At 24.7% G+C, this 12,745-nt stretch carries 15 protein-coding genes, 1 pseudogene and 2 riboswitches; of the genes and pseudogenes, 9 read left to right on the top strand and 7 right to left on the bottom strand.

The features are described 5' to 3' along the window. Window position 1: 1 nt before the first annotated feature. Both Q3223_RS02855 and modA read right to left on the bottom strand, forming a co-directional pair. Window positions 2-793, bottom strand: coding sequence for an ABC transporter permease (locus tag Q3223_RS02855; protein ID WP_054270914.1), 792 nt, complete (start codon window positions 791-793; stop codon window positions 2-4). 9 nt (window positions 794-802) lie between these two features. Then, window positions 803-1,615, bottom strand: a complete 813-nt coding sequence (modA, locus tag Q3223_RS02860) for a molybdate ABC transporter substrate-binding protein (protein ID WP_407811559.1) — start codon at window positions 1,613-1,615, stop codon at window positions 803-805. A 556-nt stretch (window positions 1,616-2,171) separates the two neighbouring features. Between modA and Q3223_RS02865 the strand changes: the two genes are divergently transcribed. Then, a complete protein-coding gene (locus Q3223_RS02865; protein ID WP_407811560.1) occupies window positions 2,172-3,239 on the top strand; it encodes a GGDEF domain-containing protein in 1,068 nt (355 codons plus the stop codon). 856 nt (window positions 3,240-4,095) lie between these two features. Then, window positions 4,096-4,191, bottom strand: a riboswitch (cyclic di-GMP riboswitch). Window positions 4,192-4,607: 416 nt separating this feature from the next. Here the strand turns inward: Q3223_RS02865 and Q3223_RS02870 are convergent. Then, window positions 4,608-4,808, bottom strand: a complete 201-nt coding sequence (locus Q3223_RS02870) for a cold-shock protein (protein WP_021385087.1) — start codon at window positions 4,806-4,808, stop codon at window positions 4,608-4,610. 224 nt (window positions 4,809-5,032) lie between these two features. Next, window positions 5,033-5,209, bottom strand: a complete 177-nt coding sequence (locus tag Q3223_RS02875; protein ID WP_054270912.1) for a hypothetical protein — start codon at window positions 5,207-5,209, stop codon at window positions 5,033-5,035. 49 nt (window positions 5,210-5,258) lie between these two features. Further along, window positions 5,259-5,354: riboswitch (cyclic di-GMP riboswitch) on the bottom strand. Between the two features lie 1,397 nt (window positions 5,355-6,751). Here Q3223_RS02875 and Q3223_RS02880 point away from each other — a divergent pair. Together Q3223_RS02880 and Q3223_RS02885 are read left to right on the top strand one after the other, a co-directional pair. Further along, entirely contained in the window at window positions 6,752-7,432 is a 681-nt protein-coding gene (locus tag Q3223_RS02880; RefSeq protein ID WP_054277089.1) for a response regulator transcription factor, read from the top strand. Between the two features lie 166 nt (window positions 7,433-7,598). Beyond that, entirely contained in the window at window positions 7,599-7,886 is a 288-nt protein-coding gene (locus Q3223_RS02885) for a hypothetical protein (protein WP_054270910.1), read from the top strand. 393 nt (window positions 7,887-8,279) lie between these two features. Here Q3223_RS02885 and Q3223_RS02890 read toward each other — a convergent pair whose 3' ends face one another. Then, a complete protein-coding gene (locus tag Q3223_RS02890) occupies window positions 8,280-9,092 on the bottom strand; it encodes an SDR family oxidoreductase (protein WP_223153137.1) in 813 nt (270 codons plus the stop codon). Window positions 9,093-9,553: 461 nt separating this feature from the next. Here Q3223_RS02890 and Q3223_RS02895 point away from each other — a divergent pair, with 461 nt between their 5' ends. Next, complete coding sequence (locus Q3223_RS02895; RefSeq protein ID WP_079770227.1) at window positions 9,554-9,760, top strand: BlaI/MecI/CopY family transcriptional regulator; 207 nt, start codon at window positions 9,554-9,556, stop codon at window positions 9,758-9,760. A gap of 35 nt (window positions 9,761-9,795) precedes the next feature. Here the strand turns inward: Q3223_RS02895 and Q3223_RS02900 are convergent, their stop codons facing one another. Beyond that, complete coding sequence (locus Q3223_RS02900; protein ID WP_161803439.1) at window positions 9,796-10,023, bottom strand: hypothetical protein; 228 nt, start codon at window positions 10,021-10,023, stop codon at window positions 9,796-9,798. Between the two features lie 136 nt (window positions 10,024-10,159). On the opposite strand from Q3223_RS02900, the gene Q3223_RS02905 reads away from it, so the two are divergent. The 5 genes and pseudogenes from Q3223_RS02905 to Q3223_RS02925 all read left to right on the top strand — a co-directional run bounded on the left by Q3223_RS02905 (window position 10,160) and on the right by Q3223_RS02925 (window position 12,261). Then, entirely contained in the window at window positions 10,160-10,660 is a 501-nt protein-coding gene (locus tag Q3223_RS02905) for a hypothetical protein (RefSeq protein ID WP_407811564.1), read from the top strand. 1 nt (window position 10,661) lies between these two features. Beyond that, window positions 10,662-10,862, top strand: a pseudogene (locus Q3223_RS02910) (hypothetical protein); the annotation flags it as partial. Between the two features lie 89 nt (window positions 10,863-10,951). Then, entirely contained in the window at window positions 10,952-11,182 is a 231-nt protein-coding gene (locus Q3223_RS02915; protein ID WP_407811566.1) for a hemolysin XhlA family protein, read from the top strand. Window positions 11,183-11,197: 15 nt separating this feature from the next. After that, complete coding sequence (locus tag Q3223_RS02920; protein ID WP_219672952.1) at window positions 11,198-11,458, top strand: phage holin family protein; 261 nt, start codon at window positions 11,198-11,200, stop codon at window positions 11,456-11,458. Beyond that, window positions 11,455-12,261 (top strand): N-acetylmuramoyl-L-alanine amidase, encoded by an 807-nt coding sequence (locus tag Q3223_RS02925; protein WP_407811568.1) that lies wholly within the window; start codon window positions 11,455-11,457, stop codon window positions 12,259-12,261. Before Q3223_RS02920 ends, Q3223_RS02925 begins: the two co-directional genes overlap by 4 nt. A 27-nt stretch (window positions 12,262-12,288) precedes the next feature. Here Q3223_RS02925 and Q3223_RS02930 read toward each other — a convergent pair whose 3' ends face one another. Then, window positions 12,289-12,708 (bottom strand): hypothetical protein, encoded by a 420-nt coding sequence (locus Q3223_RS02930; protein ID WP_407811570.1) that lies wholly within the window; start codon window positions 12,706-12,708, stop codon window positions 12,289-12,291. Window positions 12,709-12,745: the final 37 nt, after the last annotated feature.

The raw sequence follows: 12,745 nt of genomic DNA on the forward strand, positions 1-12,745 counted from the left end.
ATTAGTTTTTATCAACCTCTCTATTAAAAAATATTTCAAAAAACATCAAGCATGCAAGTGATATAAATATCAAAATTACAGCTATACCTACTGCAATATCTATATCACCAGTAGACATATTTAAATATATCGAAGTGGGTATAATTTCAGTTTTCATACGTGTAGAGCCTGCTATCATAGCCACTGCACCAAATTCACCAAGTGCTCTTGACCAAGTCATTACAGTTGCAGATATTATTCCAATTTTTAGATTTGGAAGAATTATAAATTTAAATGCTTCCCAACGGTTACATCCAAGAGTGCGTGCAACAAATACCATCTTTTCATTACCATCATTTAATGAAGTGAGGAGTATTTTAATTGTGAGTGGTAGATTTACGAATACCTGAGCCAAAACTATTCCTTGTCTTGTAAATACAAAATCAAGTTTAAGAATTTTATAAAGGGAATCTCCAATACCCATTCTACCAAACAAAAGTAAAAGAGCAATTCCTGACACTAGATGAGGAAGAGACATAGGAAGATTTATTATCTGTATAAGTAGTTTTTTAAATGGTAATTTAGTAATATGCAAAAAGTAAGCTGCTGGAATAGCTAATAAAAGACATACTATGGTAGATATTAAAGATGTCTTGATGCTAAGTACTATTGCAAATTGTACTTCTACTGAATTTAAGCATATAGGAACATAACTCAGCCCCTTAATGATTAGCATAAAAAGTGGAGATACGATAAATAAAAAGACTATAGCAAAGAATCCAGTAAGTAGCATAATAAAGATTTTATTTTTCAAATTAAACCACTACTTAACTGGTTCAAAACCATATTTTTTAAATACTTGTTTAGCTTCATCAGACGCTACATAATTTATAAATTTATTGGCTAAATCCTTTTTATCACTATAGTTCACAGTTCCTGCTGATATGATTTGGTCTATGTTTTTATCTGGAGCAATCTCTATAACTTCTACATCATTATTACCAAAAACAGAGTCTTTTGTAGCTATTGTAGCATCTGCTTTACTTGATATTAACTGTACAATCATTTCGTTTACAGTTGCAGCTATAGAAACAACATTATCATTTATAGATTTCAAATTATTTTTTTCAAGTATTTTTTGAGTAGTCTTACCGATAGCATTAGACTCTTTATCTCCAAAAATAAGTTTAATACCTTCTTTATTTAGGTCTTCTAGGTTTTGAATATTAGCAGGATTTCCTTTAGGTACAACTATTGCAGGTGTATGATGTGCCACCGTTTTATGTTCACTTACAAGTTCTTTTTCAAATGCTTTTGAGTAGATTGGCTCAGAACCAACAATAAATGCATCGCCTTTGTGACTTGTCTCAATTTGAGCTATTAGTTGTGCAGAACCTGCATAACTATATTCAATTTTGACATTATTTTCTTTCTCAAATTTCTGAGCTATTTCATCCATTGGCTTTTTTAAACCTGCCCCTGAATAGACAAAAAGAGTTTCTTTTTCTTTTGAATCATTAGTTGTTGTCACTTTAGTATTAGCTTCATTATCAACTTTTTTGTCTTTAGAATTACATGCAGTAATACTTAACGAAATAATCATAGCTAAAGCCAATACCGAAAATTTTTTTAACACAATATATTCCCCCTTAGTAAATTAATGTAAATTCTTTTTCAGTATATCATACTAAGAAAACGATGTCTAAGTTTTTGTTATGTTTTGTTATGTTTTATAATATTTTGTTATGTTCTATTGTGTTAAAAAAGATTTATTTGAGAGAATAGATATAATATAGTGGTTAGATGGTAAAGAGTTTACTTTATTAATTATTTTTAAAAATTTCTAGAGTTAGCTTAGTTTATATTAATTTAACTAATAAAATATAGAGTAAGAACTGTTATGTAGAATAATTGTAGTCTATTGAATAATTTCAAACAATAAATTTATTTTTATATGATATTTTTATTGTATAAATGGGATTAGGGTTTTAATATTCTATTTAATTGATATAAAGTTTATATTTATTTCTTAAAAAAAATTGTAGAAAATATTTACATATTATAATATAATAAGTCATTTTTTTAGTGTATAATAGATGATATGGAATAGGTGTTATAAAGTGGCAATCATAGAAAAATTTAAGTGTAGAAGTATATTTTAATTGATAATGTATATAGGAGGAGGACAAAATTTGAGTACCATTATTTATGCCTATTTGATACCATTTATAGGATTAATTTTTTTGATATTTCTTATTAAAATGAATCATTTATTTAATAAGGAGCAGAGTAGATTGTTTATAATATCAATAGTAATTAACTTAATACTTATTATAGTCACATCTACTGATTACATAATATCAAAACAGATAAATTCACCACTATGGATGGTTCGTAGGATTACATCTTTTTTAAATTTTGCAATAAGTCCATTGATTCCTATTTTACTTATAAAGATATTTAAACAAAAAAAGGATACAATTATATTTTATTTGCCATTTTTGATAAATTTTATTATTTGTTTTTTTAGTATGTTTATTAAAATTATATTTTTTATAGATATAAATAATTATTATGAAAGAGGGTGTCTATTTTTCATACCTTCTTCTATAGTATTATTATATATTTTAATATTTATAATCAATCCAGTTACATCTCATGTACAAGAAAAGAGAATGGAACGTATTATTGTTACATCTATTGCTGTTACAATAATCGTAGGATTACTTTTAGAAATTTTTTATTACTATCATTTTCTAAGTTACGGATTCTCAGCATTAGGACTTATTATTTATTATATACTACAAAATATTAATTTCTTTTCAAAAGATTCTTTGACAGGAGCATATAATCGCCAAATGTATAATTATATGTTGGATAAAATTAATAATTCTTTAAATTGTGTTATTGCTCTTTTAGATATTAACAATTTCAAATATATAAATGATAATTATGGACATGATGAGGGCGATAAAGTATTAATTTTATTTGTTAATATTATTAATAAGAATATTAAAGATATTGCATCTTTTTATCGTACAGGTGGAGATGAATTCATGTTGATATCAACTAAAGTAACTGAAGACGTACTCTTAAATGCTCTTAATAAATCTAAGATAGAGTTAGAAAAATATGACCTAAGTTTTGCGTGTGGAGTAAGTGAATATAATAAAGAAGATAATCTTGAGGAAATACTACATATGGTTGATAAAAAAATGTATATAAATAAAAATCAAATTAAAAATCAAGAAAAAGAATAATTCCAAGTAAGAAATTATTTGAAATTCTAATAATAATTAAGTGAAATATATTTTAAATAAAAGCATGTATTTTTTAGTATGATTTTTAGTTTTTATATCATTGAGTAGTGGAAGAAAAAAATATTTTATAAAAAAGTTTCAAGTATTTAATGTATTAATAGGAAGTCCAAAAAAAATTACATAAGATAAAAATGATAAAAATACTATAAAGTATATGAAAAAATAAAATAATTTTTTTTAGATGCAGATAAATCAAATTTTTTTCTTGGTTTATCACATAAATAGGATATCAGATAATAGTCTTTAATTTAATCTCCTCATAGAATCAGTATGAGTTTAGAATACTATGAGGAGGTAATTATATTAATTTAATTTGTAGTATTTTAAATAAATTGATATAAAAAATATCACATTAGATAAGAAAAATTCATTTTTACACATCTTAAGAAATCGACTTGAGTTAAATCCAGACGATTCTAATAAATAAATTAGTAATCTAAATTATTTTAGATTTGTTATATTTCATTAAAAAATGAAAATCTGAATGATAAGAATATATATCAATTAATTTTCATTAAGTATTTTTAAAAAGTAGAAAAAACTAAAAAGGGTTTTCTAGAAAATAAAATCTATCTAATTATGTTTACTAATAGCATAACTTGATGTAAATAATTTTCAACTATTTTTATCCGCTCTATAGTATAAAATCATTTAATTGTGTATCTATAAAATCGTAATAATCATATGCACTACCAATATAGGTAGATAATATATGAGTGTATCTATCTATATTATTTGTAAATATACTATCATATCCCCCTAAAAAACTTTCATAAAAACAAAAAGAAAACATCTTTTTGGCAACTGGCTAACATAACTTATAAAAATTTTATAAGCCTTAGTCCCTATAGCTTTGCGTCACTAAATTTCTCTAGTTTTGCCGATTTAGTTTTACTCTACAATTATATAATACAACAGAATAGAGTATTATTCAATAGATTTATTTGAAAATTGAAAAAATTATAAAAATGAAAAAATTATTTTCTAAATAAAAATCAACGATTAATTAATTTTGATATAGTATTGTAAGATATAATTTATTGTGAGATATCGATGTATATAAATACAGTTATGAGCAATTAAAGAATGGTGAAAAATAATGATAGATATAATAGAAATGTTGACAAATAAAAAGTGTTATTGAAATAAGAACAACCTGAAATTAGTAGCATTTCATTTTTTGTATGAAATTTAAATGACAAATGGGAATTAAAAAGATAAAAGTGATAATATTAGGATGAAAAATTATATTCAAATAATCAAATAAAAAAAGACCCTTAAAAGAGTCTTTCCCGAAAAATCTATATATTATAATATAGTTATATTTTCTGCTTGAGGACCTCTAGCGCCTTTAACTATATCAAAGCTTACTTTTTGACCTTCTTCTAATGATTTAAATCCTGAAGTTTGTATAGCTGAGAAATGAGCAAATACATCATCTCCATTTTCTACTGATATAAATCCAAATCCTTTTTCGTTGTTAAACCATTTCACTATTCCATTATTCATTAAAAATACTCCTATTAACCTATATCAAGATATACTTGATTTAATTGTGTATCAACACAAATACTATTGTATCATAATTTAATAGAGATGTCTACCTAATTATGATTTATAGTTAATATTTTATATTAAAAGGTTCTCAATATTTATTTTTTAGATGTAATTATTTCTCTAGTTTATTAAATGTAGAAAAAACTAAAAAGGGTTCTCTAGAAAACAAAATCTATCTAATTATACCTACTTACCAATACCATCACTTGATGTAGACAAGATTCTACTACATTTTCTCCATACTCTAGTATAAAATCATCTAGCTGTGTATCTATAAAATTACAGTAATCATATGAACTGCCAATATAAGCAGTTAATATATGTGTACACATATCTATTTTTTCCATAAACATTTTACATCCCCCTAAAAAACTTTCATAAAAAACAAAAAGAAAATATCTTTTTGGCAACTGGCTGACATAACTTACAAGGATTCTATAAGCCTTAGTCCCTATAGCTTTGCGTCACTAAATTTCTCTAGTTTTGCCGATTTAGTTTTATTCTACAATTAAATAATACAACAGAGTTGCTTATTATTCAATATATTTATTTGAAAATTGGATTAATTTATAGATATGAATGTTATTTTACATTAAAAAAATAGATTGAAGATGCAAAATATATGTTAAAACTTACTTGTAATTTTTGCGTTAAAAAACTTTTACTATTTATTTAAATAAATTCGATTTCAGTATAAATATTAAGAGATATTTAAATAATTTATTAACATATTAAAGAATTAAGTTACTTTTAATTTGATTTTTTTATTTTAAAAACTATGAGGTTTCATGAATGATATATAAGAGTTGTATTATAAGATGACAGAATAAAGTTATTTAGTAATAGATAAAAAAGATTATTAACTAACAGGAAGTCTGTATGTAATCGGTGGAGTAACTTGTAATGAAATTAAAGAATTAAATAAGACTAGAGGAGAAAAATTCACTCAAATATATAGGTGAGAATATATGAACAACAAGGAATGAGGCTAAAAAGTTTATAAAATAAAAGTTATAAAAGTATTTAGACAAAGAATATTAATTTTTTTAAGTAGCCATTTTTAGGGAAAGGGAAACTTTTTTTGAAATATAATATAATTATAATAATAAAATAATGCTTTTATAAATATCAAGACACAGAATATAAAAATTTTATAATAATATATTTACCAAAATTATACAACATATCTTATATTATAACTATATAAATCATATAAATCAATACTTAGACAGGCTGATAGAGTAGTTTTTAAAAACAATAGAGTTATAATACAAAAACTATCTTAATATCCCTTTCCCTAAAATAGGAGATTTTTATTATTATTTAATAATGATTTTTAATATTAAAGCTAATATTCAAGTATTATTTAAAAATATTTAAGATTTAAATCCTAATTTATAATAATATTATAAAAAGTAAATTGGTATGTACTGTAATAATTAAAACTTTAGACTTTAATTAAAATACTTTTTAGTCGAGTAATCTAATGTATATTCATATAAAATTGTTAAAGATGTAATTATGATAGTAAAAATATAGAGTTAGATTGTGTAATTTTAGATATTTATCTTTATACAGTAAATTAAAAATCAAATGAAATACAAAATAAAATACATAGTCTAAAACAATTTATATCAAAATATAAAAATCTTGGTTTTAGTTAGTAAGTGATTTTAAATAATTTTATCAAATATATATGTGAAAATAATTTACTAGGTACATACGTATCTTGTGTGAAATTTAAAGTATGCAGAAAATATATGAAAAGAATAAAGACTATGGATTTATAGTTGTTAAAGTTTCTTATAATGGTAAAGAAATACTATTGGAAAATATACTAAAGATATTTACTTAGTTATTTATAGAAAAAATAATGATATTTAGGAGTGACTATAATGCAAACTAATGTATTGATAATTGATGGAGATAAGAATAATTGCCAAGAATTGAAACAGTTTCTAGAAGAAAAAGGCATAAATGTCTATTTAGCATATAATTGTAAAGAAGCTATTGGAAAAATATTTAGTAATAAATTTGATTTGATATTTCTAGAAATAATTTTAACTGATGGTGATGGTTGGGATTTTTGTAAAAAAATTAGAAATATAACTACTTGCCCAATTATTCATATAACTTACATAAATGAAGAACAAAGTATTTTAAATGCTTTAAATTCTGGTGGAGATGACTATTTAATAAAGCCTTTAAATTTAGAAATATTATATGCGAAAGTTAAAGCTATTTTAAGAAGATTGAATTCATATACAAATAATAAGGAAAATAACATAAAATTAGAAGAATATAATAGAGCCAGTGGAGTCATAAAACTAGAAAATAAAATGATAAAATTAACTCCAACAGAAAATAGGTTATTAAATTACTTTATGGATAATGCGGAAAAGACTCTAACAATTAAAGAAATATATGAACATGTATGGATGAATGAATATTTAGAGGATAATTATAGTGTTGTAGTTGCAGTGAATGGTTTAAGAAAGAAAATAGAGAAAGATTATAAAAATCCTCAGAAGATTATAACAATAAGAGAAGTTGGATATTATTTTAATAATATATAAAGTTTTACAAATGGAATGATAAGAGGTTCTACCCAAACATAGATTTTATTAATAGATATAGTTGATACTTTATATAAAATAATTATGAAAATATGGAAAAATATGTTTGATATGATTATGATTAAGGTATAAAATTTAATAAATAGAGTGATAAGGGGTGGATAAGATGTTAATACATGATAAGTGCTTTTATCCAAATAATATTTATCCAGCGATAGACTTTCTTAAGATAAAAAAGCAATTAAAATCAATATACAAGAATGATTTATCAGATTGTGGAAATATATGTATAATAGAAAGAAAAGAATATTCTATAAGTATAAATAGTATAGGTGAGATAAATATATATTATGATTTAGAATATGAAAATAAGATACAGAGTATAGTTGATGAGATTGAACAGTTATTCAAAACTCAAGTTAAAAATTTTAGTGTATCAAAATTTAAGCATTGATGATTAAAAGGTAGCAACTATCTTCAGTTGCTACCTTTTAAAGTGTAGGTATATAAGAAACTAAGTATAGCCATTTATCAAATAGTAATGATAGTATAAAGCCTGAAAGAAATATACCTAATATGTACCATAAGAAAGTATTTAGATTTTTTTTCATAGATAATCACCAATTCATATTATATTTAATCTTCTTAATTAAAGTATAGCAATAATAAGTATAAAGAGTATATAAAATATTACAAATATTAACAGGATACATGAAACTATAGTAAAAGTTGTAATAATAAAACGAACGAAAATTATCATACTAAAAGCACTCCAATAATTTTAGGAGTGCTTTTATGATGATAATTTATTAAAATATAAATCATTAATAGCATTGTTTAAAAATATTTAAAATGCTGTAAAACCTCCATCAACAGGCATAAATATACCAGTTACATTGCTTGCTTCATCTGATGCTAAAAATAAAGTGACATCTCCAACTTCTTCTGCAGAAGCTACTCTATTCTGTGGAGATACTGTTTTTCCTGATACTATTCCATTCTCAGTATTTTTACTTCCTGTTTCTTTCCTTTTGTTGTTTAAGAATTCTAATGCTTCATGGTACATAGGAGTATCTGTAGTACCTGGATTAATTGCATTTACTCTTATGCCATTTTTTGCATAATCTAAGGCCATATTTTTTGTTAATCCATTTAGAGCATGTTTTGAAGTAACATATGCACTATGCCCAGGGAATCCAGTTAAGCCAGCAACTGAAGATACATTTATTACTACTCCTCCGTTGCCAAATTTTATCATTTCATTTATGCTAAAGTGTGAACAATGAAATGCTGACATAACATTACAATCAAAGACATGTCTAAACATTTCTTCTGACATTTCATGAACCGGGGCAGGTGTTCCAGTGATTCCAGCATTATTTATTAGTATATCTAATCTTCCAAATTTACTAATTGCTGTGTCGATAACTTTTTTACAATTCTGTGAAGTTTTCAAGTCTAGTATTAAGAATTCTACATTTGGAGTTATCTCTTTTATTTCCATCAAAGTTTTTTTACCCATTTCTTCTTTTTTATCTGCTAATACTAATTTTGCTCCTTCTTTGGCAGCTCTTAATGCTATTGCCTTACCTATTCCTCCTGATGCTCCTGTTACAATCATAACTTTATCCTTAAATCTATCTTTAATTATAGCTGACATAATAAATAACTCCTTTTATTATTTTAGTATTAAAATAACCTTTTTATATGAAATCTATTCTACTTGTGATTTTATTTTAGAAAGATACTTTTTTTAAAAACATACATATTATTACCCAAGTAAAAAAGTTTCATAAAAACAAAAATAGTATATGTTTTTTATAAGTTGATGATATAAATGATAATTTATTTTACAAATCTTAGTTCATATATATTTATGTCACTAGAGTTCTCTAATTTTAGTGATTTAATTTCATTCTACAGTTAGAAGAGTGCAATAGAACTAGTTATTATTTAACATATATGTTTGAAAATTTGATAAATTTATAGATGTGAATAATAATTTTAATATATAAAAATAAATTAAATAAGTGGGTCATATGGTAAAGTCTACCTATAGTTTTTGTGTTAAAAAGCTCCTATTATTAGTTTAAGTTATACTGAATGAGGGAGCGACATAAGATGAAAGAAGAAATAATAATAGAAAAATTATTAAGAACAGAACTAATAATAATGAAGTATTTATGGAAAAAAGATTCTAAAATGTCTAAAAAAGAAATTATAAAAGATATAAAGCAGATATATAGATGGCATAAAAGGACAATAAAAATACTACTAAGAAGATTAGTTGATAAATGTTACTTAGATAGGGATATTATAAAGTTTTAATCTCATTATAAAATAATAATAGATAATGAAAAATATTACACTTTTAATCTAAAAGTAGACCCAACTGTCATTTTAACAACATTAAAAGATATACAAACTGTAGATAGCAAAATAGATACAACTAAAACAGAATTAACAAGCAACATAGAAACTGTTAAGACAGAGATTAATAATAAAATAGGAGATACAACACTACTTGAAACAACAGATAAAACAAATATAGTTAGTGCAATTAATGAGGTAAAAACTAGTGTAGATAGCATAGAAAAAACAGCAGAAAAAACAATAAACTATGAACTTACAGACAATGCGATACACACACTTAAAATAGTAGTTACAGATGCAACTCTACAATATATATCATCCAAATTAGTAGAAATTGGAGAAGGATTTAAGAATGTGAAAACAAGTATTATAAATACTTTAGTGCTTAAAAATATAGATGCAAATTTAAATAATACACTTGTTGAGTTATCAGAGAAAATAAAGACTTATTTTGATAGTTCAGATGCTAGTGTACAGGAGTTGCAAAATAGGATAACAGAATTAACTAATCAGTTAAGCCAAAGAAAAAAATATGCCAAAGGAGGAAGAACATTTTCAGCCAATATATTGACAATAGTAGGGTTAGACTTTAAACTTAGTGCTGTAAACTTGTATTTTCAAATAGATACAACTTTCCAAGAAGGAGTATCAAATAATAATTATAAAGGAGTCAAATTGAATGGTATTTTATTGGATTTTTATGCACAAGAATATTATTATAGTGGTAGATATCGTACTTCATCTGGTTCTAGAGAAAGTTCAAGTATAATATTTACAAATAATGGATTTGCAATCAAACGAGATGTGTATGATTTAAAAAAACTTACAAATGTACAATGGGAAGCATGGAGTTGATATGGATAGAGAAAATAGAATTATATATGACCAGTCAGGTAAAATATGGCTACAAACAGGTGAAGCAACAGGTAATGTATTAGAACATGATACAATAATAGAACTACATTACTTGGATATTGAATACGGAAGTATAGACTATAATAAACAGTATATAGAGTCAATAAATCCAGTTACAAAAGAACTGATAATAAAAGATATACTGACAGAATAATAAATAACAATATAAAAATTTTTAAGGACCTAATTAAACCTAAGTCCTTTTTTAGTATAAAAAATTAGGAGGTTTTCATGAATGAAGAACTTTTCAAAGACAATTTGAAACGACATGAGGTAACAATAAATAAACATAATGATGAAATAGATGAATTAAAAGTAGCAAATATAGAGTCTAAAGCAGAGTTAAAGGCACTATGCGAGAATTTAAACTCGCTTACAAGCATGTTAAAGTGGCTAATTGGAACAATGATTACAACACTTGTAGGATTCTTTATATTTGCAATACAGAGAGTACTATTTTAATTAGGAGGAAAATATATGGATAATTTAATAAGTTTCATACCTGAGCAGTTGCTAATTTTAGTTGCTGCTCTTTATATTTTGGGGTTCGGTTGTAAGAAGTATAAACAGTTAGATAACAAGTATATTCCAGTAGTGTTATTGATACTTGGAGTAGGTTTTTCAGTATGGATGTTAGGATTAAATGCTGATGCAGTCTTACAAGGTGTAATTTGCTGGGGTATATCAATAGGTATAAATCAAACTTATAAACAATTAAAGGAGGAAAATAAACAATGAAAATAGCAATAGTACCAGGACATACACTAATAGGTAAAGGAACAGGAGCAGTCGGTTATATAGATGAAGGAAAAGAAAATAGAATACTAACTGACTTAATTGTGAAATGGTTAAAACAAGGTGGAGCAACTATATATACTGGTAAGATATATAAATCGAATGATTATCTATCTGAACAATGTCAAATAGCAAATAAACAAGACATAGACTTAGCAGTGCAAGTACATTTCAACGCAAATAATACAACACTAAATCCTATGGGTACAGAAACAATATATAAAACTAATAATGGCAAAATATACGCTGAAAGAGTCAATGAAAAGTTAGCAACAGTATTTAAAAATAGAGGTGCAAAATCAGATGTAAGGGGTTTGTATTGGCTTAATCATACAAAAGCACCAGCGATATTAATTGAAGTATGTTTTGTAGACAGTAAAGCAGATACAGATTATTATATTAGACATAAAGATATAGTTGCTAAATTAATAGCAGAAGGTATTTTAAATAAAACTATAAATAATAAAGAGAATAGCGAGGGGAAAATCATGTATAAACATACAATCGTTTATGATGGAGAGGTTGACAAAATACCTGCAACTGTGGTTGGTTGGGGTTATAATGATGGTAAAATATTAATATGTGATATAAAAGATTATGTACCAGGTCAGACAGAAAATTTATACGTTATAGGAGGAGGAGCATGTAATAAAATAGATTCTATAACTAAAGAGAGATACACTATGATAAAAGGTAATGATAGGTTTGATACACTTTACAAATCGTTAGATTTTATTAATAGATAGATTGAAGGTAGCAACTGGAGATAGTTGCTACCTTCTTTTTTTATACTTTCTTTCTTTAAGTTTTTTATTTTCCATATTATCTAATACTTGCAACGAACTCATATAGAATTTTTGGCGACTATCCCATTTTTGCTGAGCTTCACATATTAGATATGAATAAGCACTAAAAAAAACTCCTATTACAGAACCAGCAATATAAAAATCTTTTATAATATTGTTGGCAAATAGACTAAAGAAAATTGATATAAATGCAGCAATAAGAGCAATTACAAATGGACTTGATGGATTATTTTTAGAATTTAAGATGGTTTTGATGCGTGTTTTTTCTGTTTTTATATTTTCTAGTGAAACCATCTCCTTAAGAGAATTATAAAATCTATAATTGCATTTATAATATTCTTCAGCTTCTTTTATGTCTGGCTTTTCTTCTTCTTGAATAATATTCAACTGCTCTATAGGGCTTTTTTTGTTAAATTTAATAATA

The organism is Clostridioides sp. GD02367, assembly GCF_045900275.1.
GTDB lineage: Bacteria > Bacillota > Clostridia > Peptostreptococcales > Peptostreptococcaceae > Clostridioides > Clostridioides difficile_A.